Origin of the sequence: gamma proteobacterium SS-5 (assembly GCA_009497875.2) — a bacterium.
In the GTDB taxonomy this organism is placed as follows: domain Bacteria; phylum Pseudomonadota; class Gammaproteobacteria; order Chromatiales; family Chromatiaceae; genus Magnetovirga; species Magnetovirga frankeli.
This window is the reverse complement of the sequence record CP032508.2, coordinates 1,284,864-1,300,860: the sequence shown is the minus strand read 5'-3', so window position 1 is coordinate 1,300,860 and position 15,997 is coordinate 1,284,864. Positions and strand designations below refer to the sequence as shown.

15 protein-coding genes are annotated in these 15,997 nt (G+C 62.9%); 7 read left to right on the top strand and 8 right to left on the bottom strand.

The genetic code is table 11. The features are described from left to right. Position 1 precedes the first annotated feature (1 nt). The 3 genes from D5125_11205 (at position 2) to D5125_11195 (ending at position 3,875) form a co-directional block, all read left to right on the top strand. Positions 2–1,219 carry a multifunctional CCA addition/repair protein gene (locus D5125_11205; GenBank protein ID QFY90007.1) on the top strand — a complete coding sequence of 406 codons (1,218 nt, stop codon included), beginning with the start codon at positions 2–4 and terminating at the stop codon, positions 1,217–1,219. A gap of 110 nt (positions 1,220–1,329) precedes the next feature. Then, positions 1,330–2,388, top strand: coding sequence for a helix-turn-helix domain-containing protein (locus tag D5125_11200; protein QFY90006.1), 1,059 nt, complete (start codon positions 1,330–1,332; stop codon positions 2,386–2,388). Positions 2,389–2,423: 35 nt separating this feature from the next. After that, on the top strand, positions 2,424–3,875 hold the full coding sequence (locus tag D5125_11195) for a bacteriohemerythrin (protein ID QFY90005.1): 1,452 nt from the start codon (positions 2,424–2,426) through the stop codon (positions 3,873–3,875). A 34-nt stretch (positions 3,876–3,909) separates the two neighbouring features. Here the strand turns inward: D5125_11195 and D5125_11190 are convergent, their stop codons facing one another. The 4 genes from D5125_11190 to secB all read right to left on the bottom strand — a co-directional run bounded on the left by D5125_11190 (position 3,910) and on the right by secB (position 8,455). Beyond that, complete coding sequence (locus D5125_11190; protein QFY90004.1) at positions 3,910–4,263, bottom strand: response regulator; 354 nt, start codon at positions 4,261–4,263, stop codon at positions 3,910–3,912. A 3-nt stretch (positions 4,264–4,266) separates the two neighbouring features. Then, a complete protein-coding gene (locus D5125_11185) occupies positions 4,267–6,864 on the bottom strand; it encodes a PAS domain-containing protein (GenBank protein ID QFY90003.1) in 2,598 nt (865 codons plus the stop codon). A 91-nt stretch (positions 6,865–6,955) separates the two neighbouring features. Then, the gene (locus tag D5125_11180; protein QFY90002.1) at positions 6,956–7,954 is read right to left on the bottom strand and encodes an NAD(P)-dependent glycerol-3-phosphate dehydrogenase; all 999 of its coding nucleotides are present in this window, start codon (positions 7,952–7,954) and stop codon (positions 6,956–6,958) included. A gap of 9 nt (positions 7,955–7,963) precedes the next feature. Next, positions 7,964–8,455, bottom strand: a complete 492-nt coding sequence (gene secB, locus D5125_11175) for a protein-export chaperone SecB (GenBank protein ID QFY90001.1) — start codon at positions 8,453–8,455, stop codon at positions 7,964–7,966. A gap of 281 nt (positions 8,456–8,736) precedes the next feature. On the opposite strand from secB, the gene D5125_11170 reads away from it, so the two are divergent. Together D5125_11170 and D5125_11165 are read left to right on the top strand one after the other, a co-directional pair. Further along, on the top strand, positions 8,737–8,964 hold the full coding sequence (locus tag D5125_11170; GenBank protein QFY90000.2) for a hypothetical protein: 228 nt from the start codon (positions 8,737–8,739) through the stop codon (positions 8,962–8,964). Between the two features lie 233 nt (positions 8,965–9,197). Then, positions 9,198–9,464: a hypothetical protein gene (locus D5125_11165; GenBank protein QFY89999.1), complete on the top strand. Its 267-nt coding sequence runs from the start codon at positions 9,198–9,200 to the stop codon at positions 9,462–9,464. 48 nt (positions 9,465–9,512) lie between these two features. Here the strand turns inward: D5125_11165 and D5125_11160 are convergent, their stop codons facing one another. The 3 genes from D5125_11160 to trxA form a co-directional block, all read right to left on the bottom strand. Beyond that, complete coding sequence (locus tag D5125_11160) at positions 9,513–9,830, bottom strand: DUF3301 domain-containing protein (GenBank protein ID QFY89998.1); 318 nt, start codon at positions 9,828–9,830, stop codon at positions 9,513–9,515. Between the two features lie 43 nt (positions 9,831–9,873). After that, entirely contained in the window at positions 9,874–11,130 is a 1,257-nt protein-coding gene (gene rho, locus D5125_11155) for a transcription termination factor Rho (GenBank protein ID QFY89997.1), read from the bottom strand. Positions 11,131–11,486: 356 nt separating this feature from the next. After that, on the bottom strand, positions 11,487–11,813 hold the full coding sequence (trxA, locus tag D5125_11150) for a thioredoxin TrxA (GenBank protein QFY89996.1): 327 nt from the start codon (positions 11,811–11,813) through the stop codon (positions 11,487–11,489). Positions 11,814–11,938: 125 nt separating this feature from the next. Between trxA and D5125_11145 the strand changes: the two genes are divergently transcribed. Then, positions 11,939–13,216 carry a DEAD/DEAH box helicase gene (locus D5125_11145; GenBank protein ID QFY91134.1) on the top strand — a complete coding sequence of 426 codons (1,278 nt, stop codon included), beginning with the start codon at positions 11,939–11,941 and terminating at the stop codon, positions 13,214–13,216. 56 nt (positions 13,217–13,272) lie between these two features. Here the strand turns inward: D5125_11145 and yrfG are convergent, their stop codons facing one another. Beyond that, the gene (gene yrfG / locus D5125_11140; GenBank protein QFY89995.1) at positions 13,273–13,950 is read right to left on the bottom strand and encodes a GMP/IMP nucleotidase; all 678 of its coding nucleotides are present in this window, start codon (positions 13,948–13,950) and stop codon (positions 13,273–13,275) included. Between the two features lie 162 nt (positions 13,951–14,112). Here yrfG and D5125_11135 point away from each other — a divergent pair, with 162 nt between their 5' ends. Further along, a complete protein-coding gene (locus D5125_11135) occupies positions 14,113–15,852 on the top strand; it encodes a hypothetical protein (GenBank protein ID QFY89994.1) in 1,740 nt (579 codons plus the stop codon). Positions 15,853–15,997 lie beyond the last annotated feature (145 nt).

The following is a 15,997-nucleotide window of genomic DNA, read 5'->3' as shown; positions in this document are numbered from 1 at the left end:
TGTGAAGATCTATCTGGTCGGCGGCGCGGTGCGCGACCGCCTGCTCGGTCGGCCGGTGAGCGAGCGCGATTGGCTGGTGGTGGGTGCCAGTGTCGAACAGATGCTGGTCTTGGGCTACAAGCCGGTGGGCAAGGACTTTCCCGTATTTCTGCACCCCCAGAGCCATGAGGAATATGCCCTGGCACGCACCGAGCGCAAGAGCGCGCCGGGCTATCGCGGTTTTGTCGTCCATGCCGCGCCGGATGTGACCCTGGAGCAGGACCTGCAGCGGCGCGATCTGACCATCAACGCCATGGCCGAGACCGCCTCCGGCGAGATCATCGACCCCTTCGGCGGTCAGGCCGATCTGCAGGCCCGGCTGTTGCGCCACGTCTCCCCCGCCTTTGCCGAGGACCCGGTGCGAGTGCTGCGCATTGCCCGCTTTGCCGCCCGTTACGCCCATCTGGGCTTTAGCGTCGCCGAGGAAACCCGTGAACTGATGCGTCAAATGGTGGCCGCGGGCGAGCTGGATCATCTAGTGCCGGAGCGGGTCTGGCAGGAACTGGTCAAGGCCCTGGGCGAGGGCCATCCGCCACGCTTCATCGAGGTCCTGCGCCAGTGCGGCGCGCTCAAGGTCATACTGCCCGAGCTGGATCGGCTGTTTGGCGTGCCCCAGCCGGAAAAATACCACCCGGAGATCGACTGCGGCATCCACAGCCTGCTGGTGCTGGAACAGGCCGCGCTGCTGGATGCAGACCCCCGCACCCGCTTCGCCGCCCTCTGTCACGATCTGGGCAAGGGCCTGACCTCGGCAGAGATTCTGCCCGCCCATCACGGCCACGAAGAGCGCAGCGCGACCCTGGTCTCAGCCCTGTGCCAGCGCCTGCGGGTACCCACCGAATACCGTGACCTGGCCCTGCTCACCGCACGCTTCCACGGCCACATCCACAAGGCCGATGAACTGCGCCCCGACACCTTCCTGCGCGTACTGGAACAGTGCGATGCCCTGCGCCGCCCGCAGCGCTTCGAGCAAATCCTCATCGCTTGCGAGGCCGACAGCCGTGGCCGCCTGGGCTTCGAGCAGGCCCCCTACCCCCAGGCCGAGCGTTTTCGCCGCGCCCTGAGCGCCGCCCAGGGGTTCGATCCGGCCAGCATCGACATGGCCGGGCTGCGCGGCGAGCAGATCAAGCAGCGCATCCATCAGGGCCGCCTGGCAGCCATCCGCCAGGCGCTGATGTAACAAGCGAGCTCGTATCTCACAGCCAGACCTCGCCCATACTCACCCCAGGTCGGGATAAAAGACAGCAGCCACCGTTTTCTCGCATAAAACCATAGGCTATCCTGAACCACATGATAGACACCAATGGCCCTGAGATGTCCGCCCCCTATCGTCCCGAATCCGGGGCCGAAGCATCGGCACCTGAGACACAGGTGCTCACCCATGCCCATGCGCAAGCCCAGCTTCAATCCTGGCTTGAATTAGAGGTGCATCAACTGGGTGCCGGTGCCTATCAAGGGCACTGTACCCACTACGGTGCCGGGCGCACGCGCCTGGTGCACGAACGGCAAAACCGGCTAATCCACAAGACCGGCATACTGCCGAAGAATACCTGCACCATCTCTTTTGCCTTGGGATCGGATCCACTCAAGCGCTTCTCGCACTTTTTAGATCCGGAGCCACTCACCTTCCTGCTGCCTGAGCAAACCGAATTCGATATCCTGGTGCCTGCCCAGGTCGAAACCCTTTATATCTGCCTGGAGCAGGACCGGTTATTGGCCGCTGTACGCACCCTCAGTCCCCGCTTTTGGGAACGGCCCCTGCGGGGGTTGCATGGGTTCAACACCCCTGAGACCGGAAGATTGGTCAAGGGCCTGCTCGGCCTGTTCAACCCTGAGGTCAATGCAGGCCTCTCTGCGCGGACCCAATCCCTGCTTCTCGACTCTATAGCCCTCGCCCTTAACCAGGCCACCGAGGTGCTCAATTGCGATAGCCTAAAGTACAGGGCACGCCAAAGAGCCGTGCATCGGGTCAAGCGGGCGAGGGATTTTATCGACGCCAGCCTGCAGGCAGAACAGATACCCAGCATGGTCGAACTCTGCGCCCACACCGGCTGCTCGGCCCGTACCCTGCAGTACGCCTTCCACGAGGTAATGCAGATGACGCCGATGGTCTATCTGCGCACCCTGCGCCTGAACAGGGTACGCAGCGCCCTGCAAAACACCGCCAGCACCGATACCCGAGTGACCCAGGTGGCGACCCGCTGGGGCTTCTTTCACCTGGGCGAATTCGCCCGCGACTACCAACGCCTGTTCGGCGAACGCCCCTCCGAAACCCTGGCAGGCTCAGACGCCGCCATATCCCTGCATTTTTGCGCAAATCCGATAGGCACCCCGCCCCAGAACCCATAGTATCTCCAATCAATTTATCTTGGAGCCAAGCCGAGATGACGACATTGACCGAACCACAAGGGCATGACCCTCTCCCTACCCAGGCCGGCCTGTATGATGGCGCGAGTTATCAGCCACAGGCCAAACTCCCCGCCGAGGCCATGGATGCCATGGATCAGGGCCTGCTGTCACTCGATTGGGAATTGCGCATCGACGGATGCAACGCCGCTTACCGGCGTCTGCTCGATCTGCCACAGGCGACGGACTACATCGGCCGCCCCTATCGTGACCTGTTGAATCACCTGATCGCCCGTGGTGAGTTCTTCATCGATGATCAGCAGGGCTTTCTTGACGAACGCCTGCATGCGCTCGTCCAGCGCGAGGCATTCGCCTTCGAGCGCGTGCGCCCCAACGGAAAGGCCCTGTTGGTGAAGGGCACGCCGCTGCCCAGCGGCGGCATCATCCTCACCTATCTCGATGTCACCGAGGCACGCAGGGCGCGCATGATGTTGCAGCGCAATGCCAAGGCCACGGTGACGGCCATGGCCAATTTCGCCGAGCACCGCGATACCGACACCGGCGTCCATGTGCTGCGGGTGGCCCGGTTGGTCGGCCAGACCGCGCGCAAACTGCTGGCCAGTGGCCGCTATCCGGCCCTCGACGAGGAGTTTATTGAGCAGGTCGGCACCGCCTCGATTCTGCACGACGTGGGCAAGATAGCCACACCCGACCGCATCCTGCTGAAGAACGGCGCGCTTACCAAGGACGAGCGCGAAATCATGATGCGACATGCCGCGGATGGTGCCCATCTGCTCAGGCAGGCAAGTCTGGCAATGGGGCAAAGCGCCTATCTCGACCTGGGCGCGGAGATCGCCCTGAGCCACCACGAATGGTTCGATGGCACAGGCTATCCCCAGGGCCTGGCCGGTGACGACATCCCCCTGTCCGGAAAGATCTGCGCCGTCGCCGATGTGTTCGATGCCCTGACCTCGCGCCGCCCCTACAAGGCCCCCTGGGAGCAGGAGCGCGCTGTCGATCTGCTCCACAAACGGTGCGGCAGTCAGTTCGATCCCGATGTGGTCGAGGCCTTCATTGCCTTCCTTGAAGAACGCGAGCAGGTCTCCATCGTGCAATGGCGGGATGCCTTCAGCGTGGGTGATCTGCACATCGACGAGCAGCATTCGATCCTGATCGACACCATCAACCAGCTGGCCAGCGCGGAAAGCCTGCGTAACCACAACGCGGTATTGATGATCATCGACGAGCTGGCCAGTTACGCGGCCTTTCACTTCGATTACGAGGAGCGCCTGATGGAGCGCGTCGGCTACCCGCAGCTTGATGGGCACAAGCAGATTCACCAGGCATTTGTTACCTGGGTGGCCAAACTACGCGACGAATACCTCACCTATGGCAGGCGACCGCTTGGCCCACGGGTTTTGGACTACCTGAGCGACTGGCTCAGCCAGCACATACTCGGTGAAGATCAGCGCTACAAAGACTACCTCTAGGGTTTTCTCTGTGTGCTCGGCTCTGGCTCCAGGATTAGGGCTTGAGCAGGCGGTCGAGCAGTTGCAGCAGTTCGTCTTCGTTGACCGGTTTGGCGAGGATGGCGTCGGCACCGAGCTTGTTGGCCATGCGCAGGTAGTCGCTGTTGCTCGACATGGCGAGTATGGGCAGGTCGGGGTAGGCCTTGCGGGTGAGCATGATGGTCTCTATGCCCTCCCGGTCGGGCATGAAGATATCGGTCAGGAGCAGGTCCACGGGCTGTTGGGCAAGGATCTTTTCCACTTCCAGGCCGGTGCTGACGCTGATGGCCTCATGGCCGGCGTCATCGAGTATTTCCTGCAGCAGGGTGAGTATCAGCAGGTCGTCATCGGCGATCAGTATCCTGGCCATGGCTCAGTCTCTTGGTTGGGGCGCGTTTGCCCGGTAGTGGGTGATCCTGTTCAGCATCTGCTCGACATCGCTGGCGATCTGTTCGGTGGCCTGTTCAATGGCCTGTTCCGTGGCGCTGACCCCCGCCCTGGCCTGCTCTTCCAGCGCCTTGGCCTGAGCGCGCAGGCGGTGGGCGCAGAGGGCACCGAGGACCCCGGCCAGGCTGTGGGCGGTGAAGGCCAGTTGCTCCCAGTCGCTGCGGGCCAAGGCCTGACGCAGCCGCTCCGGGCTGTTGCCGTGGGAGCTGAGCAGGGAGTCGAACAGCTTGTCGATGAAGGCGCGGCGACCATTGTACCGCTCCAGCAGCTGTTGTTCGTCGATAAATTCCCGCTGCGGCCAGCTGCAATCGGGCGGGGATTGGTCTGCCGCTTGGGTAGGCCCCTGCGCCGGGGCGGGGCTTGCCCCTGTGGCCGGGACGGCGCTCTGGCTCGGCTGCCGCCGGGCGTGACGCAGTACGGTATCCACCAGATCGTCCAGCACCAGGGGCTTGGTGACCTGATCGACCATGCCGGCCTTGAGGCAGTGCTGGCGCTCGTCCTCCATGGCCAGGGCGGTGACCCCGACCACCGGCAGCCTGGGGCATTCCTGGCTCAGGCTCTGGGCCAGTTCGCAACCACCCATCACCGGCATGTGTACGTCGCTGAGCAGTATGTCCCAGCCCTGGCCACCATCATGCCGTACCAGGTCCAGGGCCTGCTGGCCGTCCTCCACGCAGAATACCCTGGCCCCCTCCAGGCGCAGCATGTCTTCCAGCACCATGCGGTTTACCGCGTTGTCCTCGGCGGCAAGTATGTTGAGCCCGGCCAGGCGTTGCCCGGCGCTGGCCTGATCCCGGCCGTGGGCCTGGGCGGCGGGGGCCTCGGTCAGTTGTACCGGCAGGCGCAGGCGGAAACAGCTGCCCACACCGAGCTGGCTTTCTACCTCGATCTGGCCCTGCATGAGTTCCACCAGGCTTTTGCTGATGCTCAGGCCCAGGCCGGTGCCGCCGAAACGGCGGGTGATGGAGCCGTCGGCCTGTTCGAAGGGGCGAAACAGGCTTTCCAGCTGTTCCGGGCTCATGCCTATACCGGTGTCGCGCACCTCGAATTCCAGTTGCCCCTGATCGACGCGGATGCGCAGCGCCACCGCGCCGGTCTCGGTGAACTTGATGGCGTTGCCAACCAGGTTGACCAGCACCTGAGAGATGCGCAGGGCATCGCCGATGATCCAGGGCAGCTGCCTGGGCTGGCGCTCTATGCTCAGGCCCAGGCCCTTGTCGGCGGCCCGCTCGGCGCAAATCAGGTTGAGGTGGTCGATGACCTGCTCCAGCTGCATGGGCGCGGGGTTGACCTGTAGCTTGCCGGCCTCGATCTTGGAGAAGTCGAGGATGTCGTTGACTATGCCCAGCAGCAGGTTGCCCGATTGCAGCAGCTGGTCGAACAGCTGGCGGCTCTTTGCCTCCCCGGCCTCGCGCTGGCCGATCTGGGCCAGACCGAGGATGCCGTTGAGCGGGGTACGGATCTCGTGGCTCATGTTGGCGAGGAATTCACTGCGGATGCGCGCCAGGCGTTCGGATTCGGCCAGCGCCGCCAGCAGGGCCTCGTGAAAGTCCTTGACCCCGGTGATGTCCTGCACCGAGCCCTCCACCTGCACCGCCTGACCGGCGTCGTCGTAGAGCACCTCGGCCTGGCAGTGCAGCCAGCGCTGCTCGCCCCGGTATTCGATGACCTTTTCCAGGTCCAGGGTCCGGCCCTGGTGCAATACCTCGGCCCAGGCCTGGCGCATATGATCGGCGTCCTGCCCCTGGAAACGCGCCCAGATGTCCTCGATGCGCGGTTTGCTGCCCGGCTCCAGGCCGAAGATGCGGTAGGTTTCCTCCGAACAGCTCATCTCGCCGCTGCCGATGTCATAGCCCCAGCTGCCCAGATGGGCCAGGGATTCGGCGCGGGAGAGCTGCTGCTGCAATTGCTTGAGGGGGCTGATGTCGATGGAGATGCCGAGCAGGGCGTAGGGCCGCTGCCGACCGTCCAGCAGGGGTACCCGGGTGGAGAGCAGGCTGTGGGGCAGGCCGTTGGGGCCGGGCAGGACCTCTTCCCGGCTGATGGGCCGCTGGTCGTTCAGGGCCTGCCGGTCCAGCCGCATCAGGGCCTCGGCCCGTTCGGCATCGAACAGCTGGCGGTCATCCCGGCCGATGACCTGGTCCCGGTCCAGGCCGGTCTCTTCCTCAAAGCGCCGGTTGATCCTGCAATAGCGGCCATCCAGCTCCTTGATACAGACCATGGCCGGCAGGCTTTCGAAGATGCTGTTAAGCTCCATCCGGCTCTGTTCCAGCTCGGCGGTGCGCCGTGCCACCTCCTGCTCCAGCTCGGCCTGGTGCTGCAATTGCCGCCGTTGCAGTACCTGATCGATCTGGGCCAGGGTGTCGGCATCGGCCGGCAGCAGGCGTCGCCAGGGCACGCCGCTGGTGCTGTCCGGGCAGGGGGGATTGGCCTCGGGCAGGGAGTAGTTCATCAGCATACGCACCGCATCGGCGTCATCGACGATGAGGATCAGCGGTGCTTGTTGAGAGATTTCTTGGGCCATTACGGGCTTAGATCAGAAAATCAGTAAGGCGAAGATAGCACTATTGGCCGCCTCTGCAAACAGGCGACCCCATTCACTCGGCGGTTTGTGCTCAAACCGCCTCGCTCTTCAGGCGCCGCCCCATCAGCTTGATCACCGCCTCACGCGGGGCCAGGCCGCTGTAGAGCACCTGATAGACCTGCTCGGTGATGGGCATGTCCACCCCCAGGCGCTGGGCCAGTTGATAGACCTCGCGGGCGGTGCCCACCCCCTCCACCTCCTGAGCGATCTCGGCCCGGGCCTGCTCTATGCCCTGCCCCGCCGCCAGGGCCAGGCCCATACGCCGGTTGCGTGACTGATTATCGGTGCAGGTGAGCACCAGATCCCCCAGTCCCGCCAGGCCCATGAAGGTCTCCGCCTGACCGCCCAGGGCCACCCCCAGGCGGGTGATCTCGGCCAGGCCACGGGTGATCAGGGCGGCGCGGGTGTTGGCGCCAAAGCCCAGGCCATCGGCAATGCCGGCACCTATGGCCATGACATTCTTCACCGCCCCGCCGATCTGTACGCCGACCAGATCCAGGCTGGTGTAGGGGCGAAAGCAGTCGGCCCCGAACAGGTCGGCGACCTGCTGCGCCCGGGCCGCATGGCTACAGGCCAGGGTCACTGCGGTGGGCAGCTGCCGCGCCACTTCGCCGGCAAAGGTGGGGCCGGACAGCACCAGCAGGTCATGCCCAGGCAGGCTGTCCGCCGCCACCTGGCTGAGCAGGCGGCCATCGCCCGGATGCAGGCCCTTGCTGGCCCAGGCCAGGGGGGTTGCCGCAGCCAGATGCGGGCGCACCTGCTGCAATACCTCGGCAAAGGCGTGGCTGGGCACCACCAGCAGCAGCAGTGCGCAGTCGGCCAGGGCGGTGGCCAGATCGGCCTGGGGCGTTATCCCCTCGGGCAGGGGGATGCCGGGCAGAAAGCGGCGGTTTTCACCCTCCTGCCGCAGCCTGGCGACCTGCTCCGGGTCGTGGTCCCAAAGCCGCACCTGCTGGCCGTTGCGCGCCAGCAGCATGGCCAGGGCGGTGCCCCAGGAACCCGCGCCCAATACCGCAATGGGGCCGTTCAAGGGGCCGCCTCAGTGGCTGGTTTCAGGGGCCGTGGGTGCGCCATCGGACTCGCCCTGCTGCTTGGCCTGCTGCTCCTGGATGTGCTGCGCCAGCAGGGCATCGAAGTTGACCGGGGCGAGCAGGAATTGCGGGAAGCTGCCCTTGGTGACCAGGTCCGACACGGCCTCGCGTGCATAGGGAAAGAGGACATTGGGGCAGTAGCTGCCCAGCATCTGCGCCATTTCATTATCGGCAAAGCCGCGCAGGATGAAGATACCGGCCTGCTCCACCTCGGCGAGAAAGGCGGTGTTTTCGCCTACCTTGTTGGTGACCGTGACCTTGAGCACCACCTCATACACGCCTTCGTCCAGGCGATTGGCCTCGGTACCCAGTTGCAGGTCGATCTTCGGTTTCCATTCCTGCAGGAAGATCTGCGGCGAGTTGGGGGTCTCGAAGGAGACATCCTTGAGATAGATACGCTGGAGTTCAAATTGCTTGTTGTTGGCGGTCTGTTCGCTCATGTCTGGCCTCTTGGGTTGATGCACCGCCACACAGCGGCATAAAAAGGGGACCGGCCGCCAGCGCCGGGCGGCGGCCGCAGTGGTTCGGTCTGAAGGCCTGGCATGATAACAGAGGTGGCAAAAACGGGCACAGGGGACTGATCAGCAACCGGGACCTGCAACCGGCAATGGGCAAAACTGTGACGGGGTTCAAATCGGCTTCATGACCCAGGCGACAGTTTTTCCGCCGTTACGCGCCTATGCTTTGACTCAGGTAAACACAGGTGTACCGGGAGGTCATCATGAACCAACTACTCAGCTTCGTCAGCGACAACCTGTTTCTCATCGGCGGCCTGGCCTTCGCCTGGATGCTCTACAACATGGGCTCCAGGTCCGAACGCAACATGCTGCTGGTGGTGGGTGCCAGCATCCTCGCCTACAGCATGAGCGACCAGATCAAGGTCGCCCTCGGCGTCCTCATCCTCGGCGGTGCGCTGATGCTGGTGGAACACTTCAGGAGCCGGGCCTAGGAGCCTGTCGGATTTAACCATGAACCGCGGATTGCGCCGATTATAGAAGATTAAGTGTTTGTTTTAATAGGGTAAAATAATCTACGAGACCATCTGCTGGATCAGTGGATGTATCCAGCAAAGTGACTGAAAAATCGGTGTAAATCTGTGAAATCTGCGGTTCAGCTGTTTTTTAGGTTTAACGCCCAACCACGGCCAACCGCTGGCCGCTGACCAGTGAAAGGAGAAGCTACATGCAAAGCCATCTGGCCGAGCGCGGCCTGGATCAAGAGTACGGGCATTTTGCCGGGGTGCATGGGGGCGTGGTCACCCTGAAGAGCCTGGCCTACTTCAGCCGCTTTGGCGAGACCGTACCCAAGCAGCTGTGCCGCTGGGCCATGCGCACCCAGCAGACCGAGCAGCTGGAACAGATGCTGGCCGAGCGCATCCGCCGGGGAGAGGCGGTGCAGGACTGGTACGAATTTGCCCGCCCCCTGGTGGAGCCCATCCTGGGGGAATAGGACGGACAGGCATAAGACCCGCGCTTCTCCCCTTCAAGGCCTGCGCATTCAACCCTCTACCTGGGTGTGCTCGTCAATGCGGAAGGCCTTGATCTGCGCGCCGACCAGGGTGACCGTGCCCTGGCGGCGGCCCGCCTCCTCGCTGTAATAACTGAATGAAAACACCCGGCGCAGGCGCAGGCCCTTGGGGGTGCGTTGCAGACGGAGGGATTCCAGCGCGGCGCTGCCATCGAGAAACTGTACCCCCTGACGCTGGCACAGGGTCTGGGCCAGGGCCGAGGCCAGCTCGCGGGCGCGGGCGGCGTCCAGCCAGAAGGCAACCAGCGCCAGCAGGCCGATCAGCAGGGGCAGAGCGGCGGAAGACACGGCAGGGGCATGAACAGGGGACGGGGCAAGGGCTGGCCGCCCCTCAGCCCTTCATGGAGTCGAAGAACTCGTTGTTGGTCTTGGTCTTTTTCAGCCGATCGTAGAGGAATTCCATCGCCGCCAGCTCGTCCATCGGGTGCAGTATCTTGCGCAGGATCCACATCTTTTGCAGGTCATCGGGCTTCATCAGCAGGTCCTCGCGGCGGGTGCCTGAGCGGTTGATGTTGATTGCCGGGAAGATGCGCTTTTCGGCGATGCGCCGATCCAGGTGCACCTCCATGTTGCCGGTGCCCTTGAATTCCTCGTAGATCACATCGTCCATGCGTGAGCCGGTCTCCACCAATGCGGTGGCGATGATGGTCAGCGAACCGCCCTCCTCCACGTTACGCGCCGCGCCAAAGAAGCGTTTGGGCTTGTGCAGCGCGTTGGCGTCCACGCCCCCGGTGAGTACCTTGCCGGAGGAAGGGATCACCGTATTGTAGGCCCGTGCCAGGCGGGTGATGGAGTCCAGCAGTATGACCACGTCGCGCTTGTGCTCGACCAGGCGCTTGGCCTTTTCGATCACCATCTCGGCCACCTGGACGTGGCGGGTGGCGGGCTCATCGAAGGTGGAGGCGACCACCTCGGCGCGTACCGAGCGCTGCATCTCGGTGACCTCTTCCGGCCGCTCGTCGATCAGCAGTACGATCAGATAACACTCGGGGTGATTGTGGGCGATGGACTGGGCCACGTTCTGCATCAGCATGGTCTTGCCCGCCTTGGGCGGCGAGACGATCAGGCCGCGCTGGCCCTTGCCGATGGGGGCGCACAGTTCGATGGTGCGGGCGGTGAGGTCTTCGGTGCTGCCGTTACCCAGCTCCAGGGAAAATTTCTGATTGGCGAACAGGGGGGTGAAATTTTCGAACAGGATCTTGTTCTTGGCGTTGTCTGGCCGGTCGAAGTTGATCTCATCCACCTTGAGCAGGGCAAAGTAGCGTTCACCCTCCTTGGGGGGTCGAATCTTGCCGGAGATGGTGTCGCCGGTGCGCAGATTGAAGCGGCGGATCTGACTGGGGGAGACGTAGATGTCATCGGGGCCGGCCAGATAGGAGCTGTCGGCGGAGCGGAGAAAGCCGAAACCGTCGGCGAGGATCTCCAGCACGCCATCGCCGTAGATGTCTTCGCCGCGTTTGGCCTGGGCCTTGAGAATGGCGAAGATAACGTCCTGTTTGCGTGATCGGGCCATGCCCTCTATGCCCATCTCCGTGGCCAGATCAACAAGTTGTGAAGCGGGTTTCTGCTTGAGTTCAGTCAGGTTCATAGAGGATGATTTTTATTTGAATGGTACGAGGGGATCAGGCGCACCGCAGGGGCGGTTGATGCGCGGAATGGCATTATCTGGGGCAATGGGTTTTGGAAGTAGCTTGGGTGCCGGGACCGACACCGTAGCCGGAGTGTAACACCAAAAAGAAACCGTCAACAAGACATTCCTGCCCCCTACCCAGACAAGGGGGCAAATAGAGAAATATCCTGGCCGAGGGGCGAAGCAGCCTGGGTCGGCTTCGGCCCCGCCTTCGACAGGCCCTTCGGCAGGCTCGAGACGGCGCTCAGGCGGTGTCAGCCCAGCCTATACCTCGCCGTGCGCCCCAAGGGCAGTGGACTCAGGGCCGAACCGGGTCAGATATTGCCGTCGAGGAAGGCGGTCAGCTGGGACTTGGACACGGCACCCACCTTGGTGGCCTCCACATCGCCCTCCTTGAACAGCATCAGCGTGGGGATGCCACGGATACCGAAGCGCGGCGGGGTTTGCGGGTTGTCGTCGATGTTCAGCTTGGCTACCTTGACCCGGCCCTGGTATTCACCGGCGATCTCATCCAGCACCGGGGCAATCATCTTGCAGGGGCCACACCACTCGGCCCAGTAATCCACCAGCACGGGTATGTCGGACTTGACCACTTCGTCTTCAAAGCTGGCATCGGTCAACTGAACTATATGTTCGCTCACTTCAATCTCACTCCTGATTCAATACGTTTGGGGGCAGGACCGCCCCGATGGGTGTATTTCAGCCCAAACCCCTCTGCAATGCAACCGTATTGCCCGGCCCGAATTTGCTGTATGCTTTCCGGCCCATGAACAATGAACAACCCAATCAACACCTCAGCAACGTCCATTTCGACAGCTTCGGTCTGAAAACGGAAATCAATAACGGCCTGCGCGACGCCGGCTTCGATCTCTGCACCCCGATCCAGGCCCTGGCCATACCCCTGGCCCTGCAGGGCAAGGACCTGGCCGGTCAGGCCCAGACCGGCACCGGCAAGACCGCCGCCTTCATGCTGCCCTTGCTTGAGCGCCTGCTCAGCGTCGAGGCCAAGGGCAACAATCAGCCGCGGGCGCTGATTGTTGCCCCCACCCGGGAGCTGGTATTCCAGATCCACAAGGACGCCGAACTGCTCGGCCGCCACACCGGCCTGCGCATTGGCGTGGTGTTCGGCGGTGCCGACTACGACCGTCAGCGCGAGATGGTCTCCGCCGGGCTGGACATCCTCATCGGCACCCCAGGCAGGCTGATCGACTTCTTCAAGCAGCACATCTACAACCTCAAGAGCATCGAGGTGCTGGTGCTGGACGAGGCCGATCGCATGTTCGATCTGGGCTTCATTAAGGACATCCGCTACCTGCTGCGGCGTATGCCGCCGCCACAGGAGCGCCTTGGCATGCTGTTCTCCGCCACCCTCTCCTACCGGGTCAAGGAACTGGCCTACGAGCACATGAACAACCCTCAGGACGTGATCGTCGAGACCGACAGCATCACCGCCGATCGCATCCAGGAGACCGCCTACATGGTGGCCAACGAGGAGAAGATCCCCCTGCTGCTGGGCCTGATGCAGCACAAGGGCATGAGCCGCACCATAGTCTTCGTCAACACCAAGCGGGTGGCCGACCGGGTCTGGGGCTTTTTGGAGGGCAATGGCTTTCCCACCGCCATACTTTCGGGTGATGTGCCACAGAAAAAGCGCATGTCCCTGCTGAAGAAGTTCCAGGACGGCGAGGTGGCGGTGCTGGTGGCCACCGACGTGGCCGCCCGCGGCCTGCATATCCCGGCGGTCAGCCATGTGATCAACTACGATCTACCGGAAGACAGCGAGGATTATGTCCACCGCATCGGCCGCACCGCCCGCGCCGGTGCCAGCGGCGACGCCATCAGCTTTGTCTGCGAGACCTACGCCTTCTCCCTGCCCGAGATCGAGGACTATGTGCAGCACAAGATCCCGGTCAACCCGGTCAATCCCGAACTCCTCGCCAAGGTCGATCCGAAAAGCATGATCAAGACCGACCGGCCACCGCCCCGAGGCCGATCCGGCGGTAATCGTTCCGGCGGTAATCGCCGCGGGCCGCCACGGCGGTAGCCAAAGTTTGAAGGTGAAAAATCTGCCGAAGACAACCCCTGTTCAAACTTCAAACCTTACCCTTCAACCTTTTCCGGCAATAAGCCGGCAAAGTCTCGTACCGCCGGAAACTCCTCCACCTGACGCTGGGGCAGGCGGGAGTCCGGTGCCAGGATCGCCAGCAGCCAGCGGATGCCGTATTCCCGTGCCGAGCGCAGCACCGGCAGGCTGTCATCCACGAACAGGGTGCGTGCCGGGTCGAAGGGTTCCACCTGCCGCAGACGCTGCCAGAAGGCCTGCTCCTCCTTGGCGTGGCCCAGATCGTGGGAGGAGATGATGGCATCGAAATACCCGGCCAGCCGGGTGCGCTCCATCTTCAGCTGCAAGGCCTTCTGATGGGCATTGGTCACCAGCAGTACGCGCTTGCCCAGCCGCCCCAGGCCCTCAAGGAAGTCCACCACATGGGGATGCACCGCGATCAGGTGACTGACCTCCTCCTTCAACAGGGCGATATCCAGGCCCAGCTTCTGGCTCCAGCTGTCGATGCAATACCACTCCAGGGTGCCGAGCACGTCCTCGTAACGGGCCATGAGTTCCGCCCTGGCCTGCTCCAGCGGCAGCCCCTTGGCCTCGGCATAGCGCTGGGGCACGAACTCCAGCCAGAAGTGGTTGTCGAAGTGCAGATCCAGCAGGGTGCCGTCCATATCCAGCAGTACGCAATCCACTGCCGACCAATCAATCAGGGAAGTTGTCATAAAAAAACCTGCGTGTCATGAAAATCCGATAGAAATGCCCGTTCACATTTTTTAGTATAGGCCCGGCTGTGAAGATACAGCCATTAGTCTCCAGCGACCAGCGGAAGGCCCTGCTCCCGGCACCCCATTCCCTGCCGCGCCAAAAAAACCGGACCCGTCAGCATGAAATCACATCCCCCGCTCAAATCTGCGCGCCGTACCGGCCTGATAGCCCTCTGTCTGTTCACCTTGACCGCCCTGCTGCCTGGGCTGGCGGCCGCCTCCTACCTGGCCGAGAGCGACAACCCCGCCCTGTTCAAGCTGCAAGCCCAACTGCATGAGATCAATCAGGACTACACAGATGGCCCCTATCGCCAGGCCAGCCTGATCAACCTCAACCAGGCTGTCAACCGTTGGTATCTGCTGGCCCTGACCGACCGCCAGGGCCGCCAGTCGGTGTACAACCTGATCACCCTGGACGACCGCCTGGTGCTGGACCTGGACAATAGGGCCGCGGAGGTTCTGATCACCGGCGAGCGTGACGAACAGGATTATGATTGTCCCATCGACAGCGGCATAGTCCAGGCCCGGCAACAGGCCGACAAGCGCAGCACCGGCTATCTACCGGTATGCAATGGCCAACTGCTGCTGACGATCAAACAAAACGGCTTTCAACCGGCCATCGAAAAGGGTGCCGAGCTGATCCGCTGGTTTGCCGGGGATGTCGGCGAGGGCTTCATCAACACGGTCAAGGAGCACTTTTTTCAGGACCGCTACACCATCGCAGACGACACCGAACAGACCACCCCCTCCCGTCAGCAACAGGAGCAGAGCGGGCCTGAGCGGGCACGGATCAGGGCGGGCCAGGAGGGGCACAGCCTATCCACCCGGGAACTGCAACTGGTGCTGGCCGAAGACAGCCCCAGCCTGCTGGCCGGCCAGTGGTATCCGCTGAAGCACTTCGATGGCGTCTATGCCAGCCTGATGCTGCCTGGGCTCGTCCCGCAGGAGATAGAAAAGAGTCACAGGGACAGGGTCAAGCCCCTGGATGGGGTCGAGCGCAATGCCCTGGTCTATTCCCTGGCCGTGGACCTGGATCAATACAGCCTGGGCTGGGGCCACGGCACCGACCATCCCGGCGTGGGCTGGTCCGAGCGGGCGATACGCATCAAGAAGGACAACCCCCATGGCCCGGATGGCTTTGACCGCCTGGACCCCCTGATCCCCATGGGTCAGGTGCCGCCCTACGAGTGGGCACGCACCATAGGCACCTTCTCCGCCGGTTTCCAGCTGCGCCACAGCGCCTTTCGTTACGGCAAGATGTCCACCTTCAACAAGGCCCATCACTACGGCTTCATGGAGAAGGGGGTACTGCTCAGCTCGCCCACGGAGAATCTGGTTACCCTGATCATGTATCAGGATGGCACTGTGGATATGAAGGTGTGGGAAAAGGGCGATGAGGAAAAGCTGCCGCGCATCCGCCACCTGCGCCAGAACGGCGTGCCCCTGATCCACCCCGATGAGACGGGCCAGGGCATCCCTGGCGTCTGGGTCAAGCACTGGGGCGCAGGCAACTGGTCCGGCTCGGCGGATAAAAAACTGCGTACCCCCCGAGGGGCGGCCTGCCTGCTGGAGCAGGGCGACAAGCGCTATCTGGTGTATAGCTATTTCTCCGGTGCCACCCCCAGCGCCATGGCGCGTACCTTCCAGGCCTATGGCTGCAAGGTGGCCATCCACCTGGATCTGAACAGCCCTGGTCAGGCCTACGCCAGCCTGTTCCGCCCCACCGAGGGCGGCAAGGCCATAGACATGGAGCTTCTGGTGCGCAACATGAACCAGTACATGGGCGACTACGGCAAGAACCCCCGTTATCTGCTCAAGCCCGATTACAAAGACTTTTTCTACATTTTCAAAAAGGATTGAGGCCCTGATCCGTCGAAGTCGGGATCAACAAGCGGCAGAAATCGCGGGCAAGCCCCTCCCACCGGCCAGCCCAAGGGGTGTAGGAGCGGCCTTGGCCGCGAAGGGCGCAGAAATCGCGGGCAAGCCCGCTCCCACTGGGCCTATC

Bases quoted from the DNA above. Each gene is read 5' to 3' on its own strand.
- D5125_11200 (QFY90006.1), top strand. From the start codon at position 1,330: ATGATAGACACCAATGGCCCTGAGATGTCCGCCCCCTATCGTCCCGAA.
- D5125_11195 (QFY90005.1), top strand. From the start codon at position 2,424: ATGACGACATTGACCGAACCACAAGGGCATGACCCTCTCCCTACCCAG.
- D5125_11190 (QFY90004.1), bottom strand. From the start codon at position 4,263: ATGGCCAGGATACTGATCGCCGATGACGACCTGCTGATACTCACCCTG.
- D5125_11185 (QFY90003.1), bottom strand. From the start codon at position 6,864: ATGGCCCAAGAAATCTCTCAACAAGCACCGCTGATCCTCATCGTCGAT.
- secB (QFY90001.1), bottom strand. From the start codon at position 8,455: ATGAGCGAACAGACCGCCAACAACAAGCAATTTGAACTCCAGCGTATC.
- D5125_11170 (QFY90000.2), top strand. From the start codon at position 8,737: ATGAACCAACTACTCAGCTTCGTCAGCGACAACCTGTTTCTCATCGGC.
- D5125_11165 (QFY89999.1), top strand. From the start codon at position 9,198: ATGCAAAGCCATCTGGCCGAGCGCGGCCTGGATCAAGAGTACGGGCAT.
- rho (QFY89997.1), bottom strand. From the start codon at position 11,130: ATGAACCTGACTGAACTCAAGCAGAAACCCGCTTCACAACTTGTTGAT.
- D5125_11145 (QFY91134.1), top strand. From the start codon at position 11,939: ATGAACAATGAACAACCCAATCAACACCTCAGCAACGTCCATTTCGAC.
- yrfG (QFY89995.1), bottom strand. From the start codon at position 13,950: ATGACAACTTCCCTGATTGATTGGTCGGCAGTGGATTGCGTACTGCTG.
- D5125_11135 (QFY89994.1), top strand. From the start codon at position 14,113: ATGAAATCACATCCCCCGCTCAAATCTGCGCGCCGTACCGGCCTGATA.